Genomic DNA, 19,658 nt, shown 5'->3' on the forward strand with positions numbered 1-19,658 from the left:
TAATTGCATTTGGATGATTTTTGAACCTATTTATGAAACCTGACATGAAAGTAATTAATACTTCACATCTTTTAAATTTCACAATTCTTTCAATAATCGAAAAGGGCGTGTCAGAAATTCCAAATGGATCTATAAATGCAAATGTAGGTGCAAGACTCTTTTTTTGTATATCGATTTGGTCTAAACTTGATTTTAGAGTTTCATCGAATTTGCCACATTCAACAATATATTTTATATTATGTGGTAGTGTTCTACCAGCAAGCAGTGATTCTAAATGCTCACAGCGTTCTTTATCTTTTTCAATAAATAAAAATAGAATTTCTGCATTTGTCTTTCGCTTATTATCTCTTGCTGCGTCTATTGCAGTTTCTAATGCAATTATTGGAGATCCCGGTTCTCCATTTGAGTATTCTCCAGGACCTGCAAAACCATCAATATACAATATTCTATCATTAAAGCTACTCAATATGGGAAACCAAGCTTGTAAATATCGCTTTAATATTGCATGCTTTGCTTCCGTATGTTTTTCAATATCCCATACTTTTGTAGATGGTTTTGCCATAACGTCACCAATTTATAAAGATATGTATAAAAAATACAGTATTCATAATTAGTGATTTTAGAATTTATACTTTGTTAGATTTTTATATTTTTAATATAGATATGAACAAATTTGTAATAAAGTAAAAAATCTAACTGAATATGTAAAAATACAACTTAACAACAGGCAGAGGGGAAAGAAGTGAGATCAAAAATTAGCATCAATGCAAAACCCAACCCAAGGTCAGCACCACTTCATCCCCTCTTCATCCCATACCTTTTAATATTCCCAATCCTTAACTATGCAGACACATTTCAAATTCATCTTCAGGTGGCTTTAACAATGTATTCTGACCGAATTAATGCATTACCCCCATATCTTTTTGCAGCTATCGATGAAGCAAGGGACGAATTAATTGCGAAGGGAGTCGACGTGATCGACCTTGGCGTGGGAGATCCTGACCTGCCGACACACCCGCACATTGTTGAGGCAATGCGGGAGGCTGTCTGCGACCCGAAGACGCACCAGTACCCTTCTTATGCCGGGATGCCGGAATTCAGGAAGGCTGCGGCTGACTGGTGCAGGAAATATAAGGGGATTGAGCTTGACCCTGCAACTGAAGTCCTTTCCCTGATAGGGTCAAAGGAAGCTGTGGCACATATTCCGCTCGCTTTTGTCAATCCCGGAGATGTCGTGCTCTACACTGAGCCAGGGTATCCGGTCTACAAAATAGGGACTATGTTTGCGGGTGGAGAACCGTATCCTCTGCCGCTTACTGCTGAAAATAATTTCCTGCCTGACCTGGACTCAATTCCTGCAGATATCCTCAAAAAGGCAAAACTTTTCTTCTTCAATTATCCGAATAACCCGACTGCTGCAACAGCGGACATGAAGTTTTTTGAAAAGGTTGTTGAGTTCTGTAAAAAGCACGACATCATTGCAGTACACGACAACGCCTACTGCCAGATGACTTACGAAGGATATGAAGCTCCCTCTTTCCTTGCTGCGGAAGGAGCAATGGATATTGGCATGGAACTCTATTCGCACTCCAAAACCTACAACATGACAGGCTGGAGGCTCGGGTTTGCGGTCGGAAATAAAGCCCTTATAAAGGGGCTCGGCAAGGTCAAATCCAACGTGGACTCAGGCGTCTTTGACGCTATTCAGATCGCAGGCATTGCAGCCCTGTGCTCTTCCCAGGCCGGGGTCGAAGAAACAAACAAAATCTATGAGGAAAGACGGAATACTCTCATAGAAGGGCTCACTGCAATGGGCCTTGAAGTAAAACCGCCAAAAGCTACTTTCTACATCTGGGCTCCGGTACCCGAGGGCTTTACCTCAATGAGTTTTGCAAAACTCCTGCTCGAAGAAGCCGGAATCGTTGCAACTCCCGGTGTCGGCTTCGGAGAAACAGGCGAAGGCTACATCAGGTTTGCCCTCACCAAGCCAGTAGGAAGGATAAAAGAAGCTGTAGAAAGGATGAAGAAGCTGCAGTTATAACCGATCCCGACGGACCCTGTTTAGAAAGCTCAAAAGATCTCAAAGTATTCGAGTATCTCAAAGTATTCGAGTATCTCAAAGTATTCGAGTATCTCAAAGTACTCGAAAGATCTCTGACCAGGCGGCAAAATTCTGAAACGCCGCCGTCAATCTTTTTTTAGTTAAACTGATACTACCTGGCCCAGCAATTGTTTTTGCGGAAAATGTACCTGAGCCTGCTATGTACCTAAACCTGCTGCGAGATTAGAAGAATTCATAATTTAAGGCCCATATGCCGCAGATTTCGCTTTTTTCTTGTTTCCAAACGCTCAAGGTCGTCAATGGAACGCGAAATTTCCACTAAATTGAAAAAGAAAAGACTGAACGAACTGAAAACAGGAGATCAGACTGGAATAATAAATAAAACATAATCTTCAACCTCACTGGAAAAATAGAGTATCACGTATCAGTCATTTGTATCACGTATCAGCTATCTAGTAGTGGACGACCGAAAGTCCAGAAAAGGTTGAAGAAAGCTAACTACGGCTGTCTGGGTCGATGCACAGCCTGAAAAAGTACTCTGATTTTTAGATAAAAAGGTTATTTATGTCCTTAAGCCGGAGCAGGAAAGCATTTCTTTTTTAAACAATAAATCCTAACTGAATCAACATGCCAGATTCCACAAGAAATCCCACCGGAAAACCCGCTAAAGAACCTGCCACTACCCCGATTAAAGAACACTTCCAGCTCAAAGAAACCATAGTTACGATTGCAGCTGACAACCAGGAGCATATCGAAGCTGCAAAAGAATCCATCAGGCTACACAGAGCAGCCCTTGAAACTTACATCCTGTCAGATCCTTATTTTCAGCTTACCCTCGAACCCTACGAATGCCCGAAAAATGCTCCTGAAGTTGTCAGGAGAATGGTGAAAGCCGGAAACACTATGCAAATAGGGCCAATGAGCGCGGTTGCAGGCACATTTTCTGCCCTCGCAGTGGAAGCGATGGTTGAAGCCGGAGCAAAGTATGCCATAGTTGATAATGGGGGGGATATCGCATTAATTAATGACAGGCCTGTTGTGGTAGGAATCTATGCAGGGCAGTCCTCTATTAAAAATATGGGGCTGGTTTTCGAACCCAGGAATTCGATTACAGGCGTATGCACCTCGGCGGGAACAGTTGGTCCTTCAATAAGTTTCGGGATGGCAGATGCAGCTACAGTATTCTCGGATGATGTATCCCTTGCGGATGCGTCTGCAACTGCCCTGGGAAACGAAGTGGGAATAGGAAAGGAGTCGGTAGAGGCTTCTTTTAAGGCCGTTAAAGGGATTCCAGAAATAAAAGGTGCACTCGTGATCCAGGGGGAGTACATAGGTATGTGGGGACAGGTGCCAAAAATCACGCGGGCAGATGTCAGGTACGAATATATTACAAAAGCTTGAATACTCACTTCTAAAGTGTGAATATTCACCTGAAGTCTGTTCACCCACTCATATAATATGGATATTTTTATAAATATACTTATACATAATTATAGAATATTCAAACTCACTTCACATTCAGATTAGTAACTTAAATAATGATCCAGCAAGCTCTAATTCAAACTGCATCCGGAAGCAGGAGAGTAAAGAATTGCACCGGAAACTGAACTGCAGGACGGGGATATTATAGTTCTGATTCCGCCGATTGCAGGCGGGTAACAGACGAAATCTGAACTGAAGAACATAACCGTCAATTAATAACCAGAGTCCATTTTACTGAGCACACTTTATTGGATTTTCCATCCTTCTTTTTAGATTGGAGTAATTTTAAGAACCTCAGAAACTTTGGAATTTAGAAAGCAAAATTTAATTAGGAAGCCAAATTTAAGAGAGCATTTAAGAGAGCTGTACTGATATAATCCCGAAACAGACTTATGCTGATTCGTGCAGTAAACTACAGGTAGTAATTGACAAAAGGTGAGCTGGAATGGAACCAATGAAAAAAGGTGAAAATTTGAAAGCTCTGATTATCATAGATATGACTAATGATTTCGTATTTGAGACATACGAATACGAAGGGGAGACATACCAGGGAAAACTTGTAGCCCCTCTGGGAAAAACAATCATTGACAAAACAGCTGGGCTCATAAAAAAGGCAGTAAGCGGGGGAACAGTCAGCGTTTTCAGGCTTACGAAAGATCATCTCAACGCCTTTGCAAATCCGGAACTTGAACTGAAAGTTGCAGAGCTGGGAATTAATGAAGTATTCATAACAGGGTTGGTTGAGGAAATCTGTATATATATTAATGGTCTGGGCTTCCTTGAAAGGGGCTTTCGGACAAATATCGTAAAAGGCTGTACTGCGCCTTTTGAGGAAGAAAAAGGCAAGGAAGCCTTGAAGGAACTCACGGCCTGTGGGGCAAAATTGGTTGATGACATTCCCGACGACATAAAGGTTATCCTGCTTCTCGAAGACGAACACGACGAAAACTCCGAAGAAATAAAGTCAGGAGCCTGGCCACCCCATAATATGAAGGGAACACCTGGAGCCCTGACAGTCCGAGAGATACGGGAAGCCCTTGAAGAAAGATATAAACAATAAAAGTAGAAAAAAAGTAGAAAAAATTAGAAAACCAGGTAAATAAGGGAAGTAAAAAGAAAGTCTGGAAATCCATGCTGCTGAACTCCTGCTTCTCTTTTACTTCAGATCATTATGCTAAAACTCTTTCTCCATAATTTAGTACACTATCTATTTCTTTTTCTTGGTTCTGTTTTGGCTCTTCAGGAATCTTATTCTTTTCAGTAACATTACGGAAATAAATCATACGCTGAGGGATTTGAATTTCAATGCCATTTTCTTCCAGGGTCTGTTTTATGTTCCAGAGCAGCCTGGTTTTTATTCCGAACCACTCGTTCACAGGTGCCCAGATCCTGACAGAAATATTTACCGAACTTTCTCCAAGGTCGCTTACGAAAACCGAAGGGGCAGGGTTCAGGAGAGCAAAGGGTTCTTTGTCGATAAGGTCTTTGATAAGAAAGATTGCGGCATTGGCGTCATCACTGTAACGGATCCTGATTGTGTATTCAAACCGTCTGACAGGGTGTCCCACAATATTTGTGATGTTTGTTGTAAAGACTTGCTGATTGGGGATACGGACAAGGAGCCCATCATAAGTCCGTATAAGGGTAGAAATTATTCGGATATCTGTGACATAACCCGATACATCGTTGATTTGAACCTGATCCCCTATTTTTATGGGCCTTTCGACCATCAGGAAAAAACCGGAAACCAGATTTCCCACAATATTCTGGCTTGCAAAACCAAGGATAATACCTGTAATTCCTCCTGCCAGCAGGAGCGTTGAAGGATCAAGCCCTATCAAAGGTAAGATCGAGATAAAAACGATGATAAGTATGCCGTAATAAAGGATTTTGAGGACAGTCTCCCCCACATCCTTACTGACCTTATCTTTGAGGGACCTGCGCAGGTAAAGTGTAAGAATTTTGGAAAAGAGAACCGAGAAAAACAGGATGAGTACAAACTTCAGCAGATTACCCAGGGTGACGTAGTAAGGGTCGCCGTCCACAGTGGTCTTATAAAGGACAAAGTCCAAAAAATTGATGTCCGTGATCAAAAGCCCCACCCCATGTAAAATTTAAGGGGAGCAAAACCAAGCTTTTGAAGGCTGTAAACTCCGAAAGCTTCTTTCCTGACTTTAAGTTCTTTCAGAGAGCTACTTCTCAGCTCCCCGTTAATATGCTGCAGCTCGAAACTCGTTTCAGCCGTATTCCTGTTGAGGATATCCATGTGCGCTTTCATGAAAACATCATTATCATAGTAAAGTTTCATACCGTATGCACTGAAAACCACTTTTGAGATCGAAGCCCAATCCGAGGAGGTATTTCGAAGGGTCAGTTCCAGAACCCCTTCCTGCAGAGGGGAAGGAGAAGGAGAAGTTGAACATATCTTACTTTTCCAGTGCTTGCAGATGACTCCGTTTGAAACCTCTCCATAAAGAGTAAATTTTTGCCTCACCAGGCTCAGCACATCCAGAAGCTGGAGATTCTTGTCATCCTTATCCGAGATAAAAACGCCGATTTCTATCGGAAAGGTCAGGAAAATCTTCCTTTTTGCTCCTCCCGCAAGCAGCAGGGTTTTCTCAAACTCTATCAGCAGGTTTGGGGTAATTTCTTTTGGAGTGTTTAAGGGCTCTACCGGATTTATGATCAGATGCTTACTATCTCCAAGGATGAGTTTTTCTACCTCATCCGTTCCAAGCGTCCTTCGGTATATCCACTGCTCTCCGGTGTTTTCCACGGAAATCGAAATTCCTTCCTTTTCCACTGAAAATGGGGGAACATAATAGCCGTACATAGTATCCCAGCAATTAACATATTTCCAGATAATTGTCTAAATTTATTAATATAGATATGTATCATTATAAAAAAGTTACCTCTCAAATATTTTAAGAAATTAGTGAGGGGACAGGAGGGAAATAAAACCAGGGAACAGGATAAAAGAGGGCTGATAAAAGAAAGAATAAAAGAGGGTTAATAAAAAAAAGAAGGCTGATAGAAGAAAGAGAAGATAATCGAAAGAGAAAATCAAACCCATCTTCTTTTCTTAAAATAGGCAAACATGCTAACTCCTATCAAACTCATTGCAAGCATTATTGCCGGATAGCCCCATCGCCACTTGAGTTCAGGCATATATTCGAAATTCATTCCATAAACGCCTGCTATAAAAGTGAGGGGAATGAAAATCGTGGCTATGACTGTAAGGACTTTCATGACATCGTTCATCCTGTAGCTTATGCTGGAGAGGTAAATATCCACCATTGAAGACAGGATATCTCGAAAATCTTCGACTGAATCAATTACCTGGATAGTGTGGTCATAGATATCTCTTAAGTAAATCCGGGTAGTCTCCTTAATAAGATCCGACTCAACCCTTTGCAAACCATTTATCAACTCCCTGAGAGGCCAGACAGATTTACGAAGGGTGATCATATCCCTTTTATATTTCTGGACAGCTTTAAGAGTTTCAGGCCTTGGCTGTATGATCAGCCCTTCCTCAAGGTTTTCTATTTCCTCCCCAAAATGCTCAAGAATCAAAAAATAATTATCGACTATAGCATCTATAAGGCTGTAGGCAAGATGATCTACTCCGTTTTTTCGGAGGCGAGAAGCCGGATTTTTGAACCTTTCCCTTACAGGGTCAAAAACATCTCCCTCCCTTTCCTGAAAAGAAAGGATGTAATTGGGACCGAGGATAATGCTTACCTGATCTAGAGTAATCTCTTCCTTTTTCGTATCAAGGAGTATCATTTTTAAAACAGTGTAAATATAGGATTCATAATCTTCAGTCTTGGGCCGCTGCCCTGTATTGAGCACGTCTTCGAGGGTGAGGGGATGGATATTGAAATAGTTCCCCAGCTTTTCGATTATATCAACCCGATCCAGCCCGTCTACATTTATCCATAAGTTGATATCGGGCTGGTCCTTGAAGGCTAAACAATCTTCGACAGTCTCCAGCTTTTTTTCAATAAGCTTTTCACTGTTATAGGCAAGGATCTTGATTACGACCTTTTCTGCCTTTTTTTCCCCGACGTGGACGAGAGTTCCAGGCGCAAGCCCGATATTTGATTCATTTTTTCCGAACGTCCTCATTTTCACGTTTCTGCCTCACCTTCTAATAAAAATAAACACTTTGATTAATAAAAATAAACACTCTAATTAATTGAAGCTTTATTGATTTAAGCCTGTGCACGGCTTTTTACCTGAATACGTTCTCTAACCTTCAAAATGTTTCCTGAAGCTTTCAGTATTACTAAACCATATTTTAAAATGGGCTTGAAATGTTTGCAGATAAATATATGTATTATCTACCGAATATAATAATGTGCTAAATATATAAGGCATATATAAAGCATTTTTCCGAAATTGGGGAATTTGGAAAAATCGTCATTTTTAACACAAAAATCTAAGGAGTGGTTAAGCTGGTTCAAACTGAAATTACGAATAGTTTACTCAATATGGTTGATCAATTCATTGCATTTATTCCTACCCTCGTAGCAATTATCATTCTTATTATTGTAGGAAAAATTGTAGGAACCTTTCTTGGGAAGTTAGGTGCAAGGCTGCTGGACAGGATAGGACTCGATGACCTAGTTGACAAAACTATCATAGGCGGGATGATAAGAAGAGGGCAGATGAGTACGGTTGGCTTTTTTGATGCAGTCATCCGATGGTTTATTTACATTATCTTTGCCATGATTATCCTTGACCTTCTGAATATACAGACAGTAAACAATTTTGTCAACCTGATCATATACTATATCCCGCTCGTGATCTCTGCCTTCGTTGTATTGCTTATAGGCTTACTGATTGTGGATTTCATCAGCGATCTTGTCAAAAAACTGCTAATTTCTACAGGGGTAGATGAAAAATTTGAAAGTACGGCTTTTGGAGCCTCGGTCAGATCTGGAAGGCTGACAGCTTCAGGAATCATATCCGGACTTATCAGACTATTTGGGTATCTGATTTTTCTCACGACTGCATCCAATATCTTGCAGTTGACAATGTTTACCGAGCTACTGATAAGTATTACTGAGTATCTGCCCCGTCTTTTCACAGGAATCCTGATCCTGATGATAGGAATCCTTTCTATCGATCTAGTGATGGACTACCTGAGCGGGACAGTCAGAGGCATGAATGTGGAAGGGACAGAAATAATTCTTCCTCTCCTGAGGGGCTTTCTGCTTCTGATAGTGGTCCTGGTTGCGCTGGATACTATGCTAATTAATACTAGCATCCTGTACCTGTTCTTCGGGCCGCTTGCATGGGGAATTGCAATCGTGGTCGCGTTCAAATACGGAGTTAAGGACGCGATTGTTGCGTATGCCAGAGAAAGGAAGTAATCCTTCCTTTCAGTTATATATTTTTATGTCTGTTGGGATAATCCTGTAAATTTCTTTTTACTTTATTCCCAGTTATTTCGGCTGATCTTACCTTTTTGCAGAACTTTACTCTTTTACAGTATTCATCTTTTTAAATCAGTATTTATTTAAATCTTCTTGCCAAACATGCAGGGCATGGAAACCCCCGAAAACCTATCTTCTTTTGCAGAAAATATGTCTTATTTTGACAGAGGATTGGAGCAGGCATTTGCCTGGCTTTCAGGCAACATTGGTACGTTTTTGTTCATAATATTTATTGGTCTGAGCACTATCTTTGTCGCACGGAATGTAAACCTCCTTATGGAGAATTACTTCAAAAGTGCAAGTCGCAGGCTGCATATGGATACAACATCTTTTCGGATGTTCAGACATATTGTTGTCGCAGCAATCTATTTTGTGGGAATTATTGTTGTCATCTTCAGCATTCCGGATCTTCGCAGCCTTTCTGTTGCCCTCTTCACAGGGGCAGGACTTGCCGGTATCGTTATCGGTTTTGCAGCCCAGAGCACATTGAGCAATATAATCGCAGGGCTTTCACTTGCTCTTTTTCAGCCCTTCAGGGTCGGAGACAGGCTGAACATTATGAACGAATACGGGAAAGTCACCGACCTTAACCTCAGACATACTGTCATCATAACCTGGGATAACAGACGCCTTATAATCCCTAACTCCATAATCAGCAATGAAGCAGTAATTAACTGGACTATAGAAGACCCTGCAGTTATCTGGCCAATACAGGTCGGAATTAGTTATGACGCTGATATTGACCAGGCAAGAAAAATCATGATCGAAGAGGCCAGAAAGCATCCCAATGTTATGCCTCCCCAGGAACTGAAATATAGCGTGATGAAACCCAGCTTAATTAAATCCGAGACTCTTAAAACGGGATTTTTTGACTCACCTGTACTTCATGCCGTGGACCCGGATTTCAGGGAAAGAGGGGAAGTTAAAGTACACGTTGCCGAACTGGGAGATTATTCCGTAAATCTCCGCCTGCTGGTCTGGTTCAAAGACAGGAACATTGCGTACGGCTCCGGATGCGAGATCAGGGAAGCTATTAAAAAACGCTTTGATAAAGAAGGCATAGAGATCCCATACCCGTACAGGACTATCGTATATAAAACGGATATTGAAAAAGAAAAGGAGGCCGCTAAAAAATTTGCTTCAGGAAAAGGGAATCCGGAGAATGTATGAAAAAGCAGATTAATTAACGGGTAAATTACTTAAAAACAAAAAAAAAGCTGATGAAAAAGTGGCTGAGAGCAAAAAAGAACTGGTAAAGGGAATTTTATAGTTCTCTTTCATCAATCACTCTTTTTGTCTTTTTCATGCTGCGGGGAAGTTCTCCTATATTTACACCTACTACGTCCACTGTTACTCCTATGAAATCCTTGAAAGCTTTTCCAAGGGCCTTTTCGGTTTTCTCTTTATTTATGGGATCCTCTGCGCCTTCAATCTCTGCCCTGAAGGTCATGCTTTCCCTGCCGTCCTTGCGTGTGAGAAGAATCTGGTATTCACTGCTTACCCCAGGCACTCTGTGGATAAGATCTTCAATCTGGCCGGGATAGATATTTACGGCCTTGAACTTTATGCGGTCATCTGACCTTCCCAGGATCCTATCAATTCTCGGGAAAGGACAGCCGCATTTACAGAGGCCCGGAATGATCCGTGTCAGATCTCTTGTCCTGTAGCGGATAAGGGGGGCTCCTTCCTTTGTAAGCGTGGTAATTACAAGTTCCCCGAGCGTACCGTCAGGAAGTTGTTCGCCTGTGATAGGGTCAATTATCTCAAAGAGCAGGTAGTCGGACCAGTAATGCATCCCTTCATGAAATGAACAGTCAAGGGCAATTCCGGGCCCATAGATTTCGGTTAGCCCGTAGATGTCAAAAGTCTCTATCCCGAGCTCGGTTTCGATCCTGCTGCGCATTTTTTCGCTCCAGCGCTCCGAACCTATAATCCCTACCCTGAGACGGATCCTATCTTTAAGACCGCGCTTTTCGATTTCTTCAGCAAGCAAAAGCGCATAGGAAGATGTGCTTGCAAGGGCTGTGGATTTGAGATCAGTGAACATTTCGAGCTGTTTTTCGGTATTTCCCGGGCCTGTAGGTATAGCCATTGCTCCCAGGCGTTCAGCCCCAAGCTGGAACCCTATTCCTGCAGTCCAGAGCCCATACCCTGGAGTAATCTGAATTCTGTCCAGATTGGTAAGGCCTGCCAACATATAGCAGCGCATCATCATCTGGGCCCAGATATCCACATCTTTTCGGGTGTAGGGGATAATCACAGGCTTTCCGGTAGTCCCGGATGAGGAATGAATCCTGATGACTTCTGAATCAGGCACTGCCTTCAGCCCAAGAGGATAGGCATCCCTGAGTTCCTCTTTATTCGTAAAAGGAAGGATTTTCAGGTCTTCGAGAGACTTTATCTTCTCGACATCGACATTGGCTTCCTTGAACTTTTCCTGGTAAAAAGGACTGTTTGCAACTACATGCTTCAGGAGTGCCTTTAGTTTTGCAAAGGTATCCTCTTCCGAGATTTCGGTATGGTAGAGCTGGGCATTGGAATCGAGCTCAGACTCGGTGGACGCTTCATACATATCATTTCACCTTTTGTTCCCCAGTTCAGGTGCCGGAGATTAGTCTAATACATTTCTTTGCATGTTCGAATGCGGCCTTATTTACAGCCCTGTATTTCTCAGGTATTTCGGTATTGAGTATTGCCTTAAGAGTTTCCTCCGGAAAAGGTAATACTTGTGCGCCGGCAGCCGCTCCAAGCATTGCAACATTTGCAGCCCTGTGTGTGCCTTCTTGTTCCGCAAGCTCCGTGAAATCGGAACAGAAAATATCGGGGTAATATGCACTTAAAAAAGAAAGCAAAGCAACAGGGTCATACTCAGGGCTCCCGGGAGGCTTCGATGCCGGCGGGATGGCATGGGTATTTACCAGAACCTTTCCGCCGTTTCTGAGGAAAGGCAGGTTTCTTAAGGTTTCAGCGGGTTCCAGACCCAAAAGAAGGTCTGCCTGCCCGACAGGGATCAGAGACCCGAAAATTTCGTCTCCTATCCTCACATGGCTGCTCACGGAACCTCCCCTCTGAGACATTCCGATGGTTTCGGCAGTGCTCACATGAAACCCGGCTTTTATTGCAGCAAGTGCAAGCAAACGGGAAGCAAGCACAACACCCTGCCCGCCAACTCCCGCAATCAGAATATCATATTTCATATCTTCACCTCTTTTATTCGGATAGCTCCGGATGGGCAGATCTGCGCACAGAGCCCGCATCCGCTGCAACTGTCCTGGATAAGAGGCTTATCTTCTCTTACAGAAAGAGTGAGGGCAGGACAGCCAAGTTGTTTTACACAGAAACCGCAGCCTGTACAATTTTCAGGCTTTATTATGCAATATTTGTCGGATTTTGTAATCCCTGCGCATTTTCCTTTGAATACTATAACAGACGGCCCCTCAAATTCCATGGCTTCCTTTGCGGCCTCTACACAATCTTCCAGGCTGTCCGTATCTACAGCCCTTACAAACCCGACCCCGCAGCTCCGAACCACATCTGCGATATCAATGGCTTTCGAAACACCTCCGAGCGCAGTCAATCCTATGCCAGGATGGGGCTGGTGCCCTGTCATTGCAGTCGTGCGGTTGTCAAGGACTGCAAGGGTGATGTCAGCTCCGTTGTAGACAGCATTTACCACAGCAGGAATGCCTGAGTGAAAAAAGGTTGAGTCTCCGATAAAAGCTACGTTCTTTGTCCCGGGATTCGTACGGAAGAGCCCTCCTGCAATGCTTATCCCGGCTCCCATGCAGAGGCAGGTATCTACCGTGTTAAGAGGATAGGCGTTTCCAAGGGTATAGCAGCCGATGTCTCCTGAAAAAATCGTATCAACCTGAGAATCCATTTTAAGCTGTTTTGCAACCTGCTTGAAAGCATAAAAAACAGTTCTGTGCATGCAGCCGGCACAGAGAGTCGGAGCCCGACCTGGCAGGGGCGGAAGTTTTTCTCTTGAAATGACAGGAGAAGCATGGGAAAGGTGCGAAGTTTCCCCGAAATCTGCAATTGCACTGTTGATACCGTCAATAACAATATCCACATTATATTCCCCGCTCACAGGAAAGAAGCCGTTCTTTTTCCCGTAGACATCAACAGGCAGATGTGCTTTTCCGATAAGCTGAAGTATCTGCTCCTCAAGATAGGGGTCAAGCTCTTCGACCACTATAAGGCGGTCAATTCCTTTCAGGAAGGAAAGGGCTGCTTTTTCAGGGAATGGGTATACTGTTCCTACCCTGAAAAGTGTGAAGAGCTCTTCGAGACCCCTGACAGCTTCTTTTACATAAAGAGCTGAAACTCCTGAGGCAATTATCCCGATTTTTCCGATCCCTGAGACAGAATTATAGGAAAGGCTGGAAAAGCGCTCGGAAAGCTGTACCTGCACGCTCTCAAGCCAGGGGTGCCGTTCTGCAGTAAGCCTTGGAAAAATCGTCCAGCGCCTGTCCTTTACAAAACCCTCGCCAACAGCCTTAATAGGAGCGGGTTCTGTTGCCGCGACCTCAACATCCGCGCAGCTGTGGGAGACCCGTGTGGTGGTTCTCAGGATGACGGGAATTTCGAATTCATGCGAAAGTTCAAAAGCCAGTTTTGTCAGTTCGTAGGCTTCCTGAGGGGTTGCAGGGTCCAGGACAGGAATATTTGCAAAGTGCCCGAAAGCCCTGGTATCCTGTTCGGTCTGGGAAGAATGAGGGCCAGGATCATCGGCAACGAGCAGGACAAGAGCTCCTTTTACCCCGATGTAGCTCAGGCTCATCAGGGGATCGGATGCAACGTTTAACCCTACCTGCTTCATGGTCACAAGCGCTTTTGCCCCGGAATAAGCTGCCCCTACAGCCGTTTCAAGTGCAACTTTTTCGTTGCTGGACCATTCGGTATAGATTCCGCACCTGTCTGCATGTCGGAGAATTGTCTCCAGAGCTTCGGTTGAGGGAGTTCCAGGATACCCCGTAACTACCTGGACGCCGGCTTCCATAGCCCCAAGTGCAATGGCTTCATTACCCATTAACAGTTTTTTGTCACTCAAATAAGCTCATCTCGGATCGCAGGTAATACTTTAATGAATTGGATAAATAAATTAGAAAGATTTTGACAAATCTTGAAGGAAATAAGGTGAAGTTCAAACGAATTTGAATTCTCAAACCATCTATCAAAATCATTTTGAGAATCCGAAAATCTACTTTAAGGTATTTCACCGCTGTTTTACGCTACGGAAAAATACGATGACCATCTTTGTACAGTGCTGTCGGGAAGAAGTACGTAAAATTCGGATATAAAGCTTTTGTTTTATCTTAAAGAAGTTTTTATGAAATCAAAGTTTCGGCGTCGCACCCTTTGCAAGTTACAGGATATATTCAAAAAGAATAGGACTGATTTTACATTTTATTGCCTACACTTAAAAATTTTAAGGTAAAGAGATCTGTAGGAAGGCCAATAAAGATAGATCGGGCAGAATACAAAAAAAGTGCAATCAAGAGGTTATTTAGCTGGATAGAGTCGTGTAAGAAAGTATTTCCAAGATATGAAATCAAAGAAACATACCTCGGGAGTGTAATTAGCAGCAATAATGAGGTTAGATGAAGTTTTGGAATGAATCCTTACACTACATCATCTAACGGCTCAACAAATTTTTAATGTGATAATTTTTTAATGTGATAATAATACTTTCGTCTCTGTCGTCTCTTTTATGTGTTCGTCACCGGAGTTTTCAAAAGAATTCTTCATTAAATACGTTATCAGAGCAACAAGCAACCCAAAGGAACCTGATAACATAAAAACCGTGTTAAGATCAAAATGCAACAGGACTATACCAAGCACTATGGGAGAAAGAGTCTGACCAATGTACTTCATGGTGTTGTGAATTGATAACACACCACCTTTTGATTCTGAAGGGGCGATCTGAACTATCTGTGCATCAATTGCGGTTTGAGCAAGCCCAAAACCTGCTCCGAATAGCAACATTAAGAGAAGAACTGTGAAAATCGAATACGCAAATGAAACAGAGAAGATTGCCAGTCCAGTAAGTGTAAAACCAGTAGCAATAATTAGCATGCTTGAATGCTTACTAGCCAGAATCTTCACGCGGGGTACAATCAAAATGACAGCTATTCCCTGAAAAGCCAATACAATTCCTACTTCCTTTGCAGTATAGCCGAGTACATTATTAAGCATAAAGGGTGTGTAGATAAGCGCTGAATATAGTATAAAGAAAATAGCAAAGCTTAGGAATACCGTGTATGATATTCTTAATTCCTTGAGTGCTGTAAACCCATTAAATATGCCTTTGTGATTATCATTGTCCCTCTTAATCCTTGTCTCTGGAAGGAAGGCTATCACAACAAAAGCAAAAGGAAGTGAAAGTACATAGAAAAGAAATGGATAGTTCCATCCCAAACTTGCCAGTCCTCCGCCTATAAGAGGGGCAGATACCGAGCCAATGGCAAGAGCCATACTAACCTTATTCATGGCATACAAACTTTTATGGCCTTTGTACACATCCGCTATGATCATCATGGGCAAAGACGTCATCCCTGCTACCCCGATACCCTGTATGAACCTCAAGAGAAGAAGTGATTGCAGGTCAGAGATAAAATAACTTACAAGTCCTGTTAGACCGTAAATCACAAGGCAGGGAACAAGTAGATTCTTCCGGTTTACACGGTCAATGAAATGCCCAATAACCAGGGCGAAAATAGCCGTTGAGATAGTGTACGCCGATATCAACAGTCCTACGTCTTGGGATGTTGCGTGCAGAGGATTCATCATCGCTGGCAATGCTGGTGATAAAAGAGCGCCTCCTGCCATTGAAAAAAATGCAACAATACAAATAATAAGAAGATGAGCACTTTTAAATTGCATGATCTTGTCCCGTTATTCACATTATTTTGAGTCCATTCTCAAACATAATTTCAAGTGAATTCGTAATCTCTCTTCTTTGACTGTCATCAAAACTGGAGAAGAGAATGTCCCCCCACTCTGAAGCTATTTTTTTCATATCAGGTTCCAGCTTTTTCCCTTTCTCGGTAAGAAAAACCCGGTATGATCGTTTGTCTTTCTCATCCCTCTGTCTGAAAACATAACCCTCATCAACAAGTTTCTGTATAGCCCTTGCAGTAGTGCCCTTATCAATTTTTAGATAGTCAGAAAGACTCTCCTGATTGATCCCATCCTCGCGATATAGTCTCATAAGAAAAGGAAACTGTCCGCTTCCAATACCATATGGCTCAATTTTTTTCCCAATATAGATTTGTCCATATCTGTAGAGATATGAGATGGCCTTTCCAATGAACTCCTGATCACACAATCCTTTAGCATGTGAGCTTCCATTGAATTCAATTGTATTCATTTTTGTTTATCCACCAAATTGTCTAATCAAAATAGTTGCAATAACAACTGTATTAGTAACGTCATAGGCATTAACATCATATATAGTTGTTGATGCAACTAATTGTTCGCAGAACTTTGACAATATATAGAGTTAGAAGCTCCACTGATACACCTGGGAACTTTTTGATGTTCTTCAATAGCAGAAGCTTTCAGTTTAACCACGTAAGTCTTATAAGTATCAGATTATCATCATGATAGAAATTTACGTCTCAACCATCCTCAGTGCAACCTTTAGCATTCTCACAAACTTCAGGAAGGCCTTTGATAAGTATGTACTTGTAAATAAGGAGCTATGCGGGAAAAATATGATTTCAAGCATAAAAATCTCTTTACTTTTCTCTTAAACATGGAAATCGTGCTCGTTTTTTCAGATTTTGATTTAATTTATGATTCACGGACATGACCTGAAAAATATAATTAACTTAATTTGGATGTTTTTATAAAACTTAAATGTATAATAAAGCTTTTTTTACAAATTAAGCTCTTATAAGTTTTTTATTTAGAAAAATACATTTAAATATAAATTAGTCAATTCTGGGACTGTTAAGCGGCGGATGGCCGACAAATATCACAAAAAAGCAGGACTTACGCGACTGAGTTGAAAATGAGTGGCATAAAACTTCAAGCTGCCTAAATAATAATAATCTCTATGATAGGCTTGCTTGTGCGTTATTTTGCACTCCAAATGCGCCAGTCCTAAGGAGAATTTGACATGAAAAAACATATCTTGCCGATGGTTTTATTAGCACTAGTTATACTTCTAATGCCCACAGCTTTAGCAACAGGCGATGTAAAAATTAACGATTTTACTTCTAATATTACAGATGGAAATGTTACATTATATACCAGGTTTACTGGTGACGTCACAGGAAACGTCACTAATTGGCTTTGGATATTTAAAAATGTAGAAACAAACGCTACTACTTACAGCAGTGCAGAGAGAACAACTCATCATAATATTAAAAAGCCTGGAGTTTATACTGTTACGCTGGCAGCATGGGGACCTGGAGGAAGTGACAGACTTACAAAGGTAGCCTATGTAACTGCCAATAATAAAAGTTTTAACCTGCCAGTCGCTGAATTATCTGCGTCTCCCACATACGGAAATGCCCCGTTTATAGTATCATTTAATGACAACAGTACAGGTGCAACTTCCCGGTTCTGGAGCTTTGGGGACGGAAATACTTCAAAAGAGAAGAATCCAACACATAATTACTCTGTAGCAGGAAACTATACCGCTGCCCTGGTAGTAAACAATGAAAACGGTTGGGACTCAAAAACTCAAGAAATAATTGTACAGGGAGAACAGGGTGAGGGAGAAGTTCCCACAGCAGAATTCGATGCCGATACTACCAGTGGTTCTGACACTCTTTCTGTGCAGTTTACAGACCTATCGCAAAATGCAAATGTATGGAACTGGGACTTTGGAGACGGAAATTATTCAACCGAAAGGAATCCAAATCAGACTTATTCTATAGCAGGAACCTATACGGTAACACTGACAGTTGGCAATGAAGGTGGAACTGTCTCAACAGTTAATACAATAAATGTACCGGGAGAAAACAGTTCCAGCGACAGTGACGACAGCAGCAGTAGTGGAGGACACAGCCACAAGAGCGCTGGTAGCAGCGGTGGTAGCGGCGGGGTTTCTCCTGAACTTCAAAGTAATGTTGAGGCTAAAGAGATTTCACAGACATTTATTGCAAGCGGAAACCCTGTAAAGTTTGATTTCCCAAACAACGTTACCCCTGTCGTAAATGTGAGCTTCGATTCAAAGAAGACCATCGGAAAGACAACGACTATAGCCGAGATGCTGAAAGGAAAATCCAATCTGGTTTCGGAACTGCCTTCTGACGAAGTCTACAAATCTCTAAACATCTGGGTTGGAACCAGCGGATTTGCAACTTCAAGCAATATAGAAAACGCAGTCGTATATTTCAAGGTTGAAAAATCCTGGATACAGGACAAAAATATCGATCCATCTTCTATCACCCTTAACATATACAATGATACAAAATGGGATCAGCTACAAACAAACCTATCAGAAGAAGATGACAAGTACCTGTATTTCACAGCCAACCCCTCAGGGTTCTCTTCCTTTGCAATAACAGGTAAGGCAGCAGCAAACGAAGCTGTGAATGAAACACAGTCCACACCTGACACTCAGGATCTTGAACAAAATAATGGAAGTACAGCAACAAATGCTGAACAGACGCCTGAGCAGACGCCTGAGCAAAAAGAAAGTACAAGTGCAGCTCCTGGCTTCGAAATGATTTCCGGGATAGTCGGGCTTCTTGGAGTATGCCTCTACATAAGAAGGTAAAGCAGAGTTAATTGTAGCCCAATACCGGGATAATTAATCAAATCTGACAAAAAGGCAAATTCTCCATTTTTGTCAGATTTGAGAGTTATTTTTTCTTATTGTGTTTAGGATTTACGCATTTTGAAGGTCAGGTAAATCGGAGGGATTACTCCCGCTTTTTCCCCAGCTATATGTGAGACTTTCACCTCATACAGCTCAAGCATCTCATAACCCTTTATATGTTGGACAGTAATTATTTGGTTTGAAGCTAGTTAGGATATTGTCTGTGACAGCTTATATGTGTAGACCAAGTTTGATATTCTGGTTATCTTTGTGATTTCCATTCTTGGGATTTGGAGGTCTTTCTTCTGCATCAGCATTGACGTCAATCGACCACACCATTCTATCACCATAAATATCAGGTTCGGATCCACCCCAAATCAAAGTTTCGGTGGCGCACTCCTCCGCAAGCAAAGGGTGTATTCGCGCCCCCATTCTGAATATAATGAAATTATTCAAAATCAATTAAAACTATGAAGTATCTTATTTCTAGACACAATGATTTTTGTGCCTTATTTCCATTTAATAAAAAGTCAGCTAAAAATATAAATAGATAATTTAAACAACGGTTTTCGAGGATCATGTACGAAGAAGATAAAGCGAAAGAAGGCGTTGACAAGGGCCGCGAGTTTGGAGTACTGGCAGAAGTTCTGCGAACACTGCAAAGGGAAGAACTGGAGCAAACTGACACGTGCATAATGGAAATTTCAGAAGCCAGCACACCACAAAGCATGATAGATGTAATGACAGAGATCAATGCAACATTAAAAGAGATCGCAGAAACGCAGAGGAGCATATTAGGAGAGATTAAAAAGAACAGGACCGAATGAACTCTATTCATAATTTCTTTTTTCACTTAATCTTTAAAACTGCAACCTACTCCTAAAAGCTGGTAGTC

Annotated in this window: 18 protein-coding genes; 8 read left to right on the forward strand and 10 right to left on the reverse strand. The window is 41.9% G+C overall.

Going from position 1 to position 19,658, the window contains the following annotated elements; translation table 11 throughout:
• A partial coding sequence (locus tag RG963_RS10785) for a three-Cys-motif partner protein TcmP (protein WP_310576281.1) occupies positions 1–562 on the reverse strand: 562 nt, incomplete at its 3' end.
• A 321-nt stretch (positions 563–883) separates the two neighbouring features.
• Here RG963_RS10785 and RG963_RS10790 point away from each other — a divergent pair.
• From RG963_RS10790 to RG963_RS10800, 4 genes are all read left to right on the forward strand, one after another.
• The gene (locus RG963_RS10790) at positions 884–2,041 is read left to right on the forward strand and encodes an LL-diaminopimelate aminotransferase (RefSeq protein WP_310576312.1); all 1,158 of its coding nucleotides are present in this window, start codon (positions 884–886) and stop codon (positions 2,039–2,041) included.
• Positions 2,042–2,689: 648 nt separating this feature from the next.
• Complete coding sequence (locus tag RG963_RS10795) at positions 2,690–3,463, forward strand: UPF0280 family protein (protein ID WP_310576282.1); 774 nt, start codon at positions 2,690–2,692, stop codon at positions 3,461–3,463.
• Positions 3,464–3,652: 189 nt separating this feature from the next.
• Positions 3,653–3,721 (forward strand): MoaD/ThiS family protein, encoded by a 69-nt coding sequence (locus RG963_RS16595; RefSeq protein WP_396654720.1) that lies wholly within the window; start codon positions 3,653–3,655, stop codon positions 3,719–3,721.
• Between the two features lie 268 nt (positions 3,722–3,989).
• Positions 3,990–4,604, forward strand: a complete 615-nt coding sequence (locus RG963_RS10800) for a cysteine hydrolase family protein (protein ID WP_310576283.1) — start codon at positions 3,990–3,992, stop codon at positions 4,602–4,604.
• A 109-nt stretch (positions 4,605–4,713) separates the two neighbouring features.
• Here RG963_RS10800 and RG963_RS10805 read toward each other — a convergent pair whose 3' ends face one another.
• The 3 genes from RG963_RS10805 to corA form a co-directional block, all read right to left on the reverse strand.
• Positions 4,714–5,646 carry a mechanosensitive ion channel family protein gene (locus tag RG963_RS10805; protein WP_310576284.1) on the reverse strand — a complete coding sequence of 311 codons (933 nt, stop codon included), beginning with the start codon at positions 5,644–5,646 and terminating at the stop codon, positions 4,714–4,716.
• Complete coding sequence (locus RG963_RS10810) at positions 5,634–6,377, reverse strand: DUF432 domain-containing protein (protein ID WP_310576285.1); 744 nt, start codon at positions 6,375–6,377, stop codon at positions 5,634–5,636. Before RG963_RS10810 ends, RG963_RS10805 begins: the two co-directional genes overlap by 13 nt.
• 230 nt (positions 6,378–6,607) lie before the next feature.
• Positions 6,608–7,672, reverse strand: a complete 1,065-nt coding sequence (corA, locus tag RG963_RS10815; protein WP_310576313.1) for a magnesium/cobalt transporter CorA — start codon at positions 7,670–7,672, stop codon at positions 6,608–6,610.
• A gap of 365 nt (positions 7,673–8,037) precedes the next feature.
• On the opposite strand from corA, the gene RG963_RS10820 reads away from it, so the two are divergent.
• On the forward strand, positions 8,038–8,922 hold the full coding sequence (locus RG963_RS10820; protein WP_310576286.1) for a mechanosensitive ion channel family protein: 885 nt from the start codon (positions 8,038–8,040) through the stop codon (positions 8,920–8,922).
• Between the two features lie 165 nt (positions 8,923–9,087).
• On the forward strand, positions 9,088–10,155 hold the full coding sequence (locus RG963_RS10825) for a mechanosensitive ion channel family protein (RefSeq protein WP_310576314.1): 1,068 nt from the start codon (positions 9,088–9,090) through the stop codon (positions 10,153–10,155).
• 94 nt (positions 10,156–10,249) lie between these two features.
• On the opposite strand, the gene RG963_RS10830 is transcribed toward RG963_RS10825, so the two are convergent.
• From RG963_RS10830 to RG963_RS10850, 5 genes are all read right to left on the reverse strand, one after another.
• Entirely contained in the window at positions 10,250–11,557 is a 1,308-nt protein-coding gene (locus RG963_RS10830; RefSeq protein ID WP_310576287.1) for a phenylacetate--CoA ligase family protein, read from the reverse strand.
• Positions 11,558–11,582: 25 nt separating this feature from the next.
• Positions 11,583–12,182, reverse strand: coding sequence for an indolepyruvate oxidoreductase subunit beta (locus tag RG963_RS10835; RefSeq protein WP_310576288.1), 600 nt, complete (start codon positions 12,180–12,182; stop codon positions 11,583–11,585).
• Entirely contained in the window at positions 12,179–14,038 is a 1,860-nt protein-coding gene (iorA, locus tag RG963_RS10840) for an indolepyruvate ferredoxin oxidoreductase subunit alpha (protein ID WP_310576289.1), read from the reverse strand. The genes RG963_RS10835 and iorA overlap by 4 nt, the downstream gene beginning before the upstream one ends.
• A 620-nt stretch (positions 14,039–14,658) precedes the next feature.
• Positions 14,659–15,870: an MFS transporter gene (locus RG963_RS10845; RefSeq protein WP_310576290.1), complete on the reverse strand. Its 1,212-nt coding sequence runs from the start codon at positions 15,868–15,870 to the stop codon at positions 14,659–14,661.
• Between the two features lie 16 nt (positions 15,871–15,886).
• Positions 15,887–16,357 (reverse strand): MarR family winged helix-turn-helix transcriptional regulator, encoded by a 471-nt coding sequence (locus RG963_RS10850; protein WP_310576291.1) that lies wholly within the window; start codon positions 16,355–16,357, stop codon positions 15,887–15,889.
• Between the two features lie 753 nt (positions 16,358–17,110).
• Here RG963_RS10850 and RG963_RS10855 point away from each other — a divergent pair.
• On the forward strand, positions 17,111–18,721 hold the full coding sequence (locus RG963_RS10855; protein WP_310576292.1) for a PGF-pre-PGF domain-containing protein: 1,611 nt from the start codon (positions 17,111–17,113) through the stop codon (positions 18,719–18,721).
• A 273-nt stretch (positions 18,722–18,994) separates the two neighbouring features.
• Here the strand turns inward: RG963_RS10855 and RG963_RS10860 are convergent, their stop codons facing one another.
• Entirely contained in the window at positions 18,995–19,195 is a 201-nt protein-coding gene (locus RG963_RS10860; RefSeq protein ID WP_310576293.1) for a hypothetical protein, read from the reverse strand.
• A 146-nt stretch (positions 19,196–19,341) separates the two neighbouring features.
• Here RG963_RS10860 and RG963_RS10865 point away from each other — a divergent pair, with 146 nt between their 5' ends.
• The gene (locus tag RG963_RS10865; RefSeq protein WP_310576294.1) at positions 19,342–19,590 is read left to right on the forward strand and encodes a hypothetical protein; all 249 of its coding nucleotides are present in this window, start codon (positions 19,342–19,344) and stop codon (positions 19,588–19,590) included.
• The last annotated feature ends 68 nt before the right edge of the window (positions 19,591–19,658 follow it).

This window comes from Methanosarcina baikalica (assembly GCF_031461075.1).
Lineage (GTDB): Archaea > Halobacteriota > Methanosarcinia > Methanosarcinales > Methanosarcinaceae > Methanosarcina > Methanosarcina baikalica.

Bases quoted from the DNA above. Each gene is read 5' to 3' on its own strand.
- corA (WP_310576313.1), bottom strand. From the start codon at position 7,672: ATGAGGACGTTCGGAAAAAATGAATCAAATATCGGGCTTGCGCCTGGA.
- RG963_RS10795 (WP_310576282.1), top strand. From the start codon at position 2,690: ATGCCAGATTCCACAAGAAATCCCACCGGAAAACCCGCTAAAGAACCT.
- RG963_RS10800 (WP_310576283.1), top strand. From the start codon at position 3,990: ATGGAACCAATGAAAAAAGGTGAAAATTTGAAAGCTCTGATTATCATA.
- RG963_RS10850 (WP_310576291.1), bottom strand. From the start codon at position 16,357: ATGAATACAATTGAATTCAATGGAAGCTCACATGCTAAAGGATTGTGT.
- RG963_RS10790 (WP_310576312.1), top strand. From the start codon at position 884: ATGTATTCTGACCGAATTAATGCATTACCCCCATATCTTTTTGCAGCT.
- RG963_RS10810 (WP_310576285.1), bottom strand. From the start codon at position 6,377: ATGTACGGCTATTATGTTCCCCCATTTTCAGTGGAAAAGGAAGGAATT.
- RG963_RS10825 (WP_310576314.1), top strand. From the start codon at position 9,088: ATGCAGGGCATGGAAACCCCCGAAAACCTATCTTCTTTTGCAGAAAAT.
- RG963_RS10860 (WP_310576293.1), bottom strand. From the start codon at position 19,195: ATGGGGGCGCGAATACACCCTTTGCTTGCGGAGGAGTGCGCCACCGAA.
- RG963_RS10820 (WP_310576286.1), top strand. From the start codon at position 8,038: ATGGTTGATCAATTCATTGCATTTATTCCTACCCTCGTAGCAATTATC.
- RG963_RS10855 (WP_310576292.1), top strand. From the start codon at position 17,111: ATGAAAAAACATATCTTGCCGATGGTTTTATTAGCACTAGTTATACTT.
- RG963_RS10845 (WP_310576290.1), bottom strand. From the start codon at position 15,870: ATGCAATTTAAAAGTGCTCATCTTCTTATTATTTGTATTGTTGCATTT.
- RG963_RS10835 (WP_310576288.1), bottom strand. From the start codon at position 12,182: ATGAAATATGATATTCTGATTGCGGGAGTTGGCGGGCAGGGTGTTGTG.
- RG963_RS10830 (WP_310576287.1), bottom strand. From the start codon at position 11,557: ATGTATGAAGCGTCCACCGAGTCTGAGCTCGATTCCAATGCCCAGCTC.
- RG963_RS10865 (WP_310576294.1), top strand. From the start codon at position 19,342: ATGTACGAAGAAGATAAAGCGAAAGAAGGCGTTGACAAGGGCCGCGAG.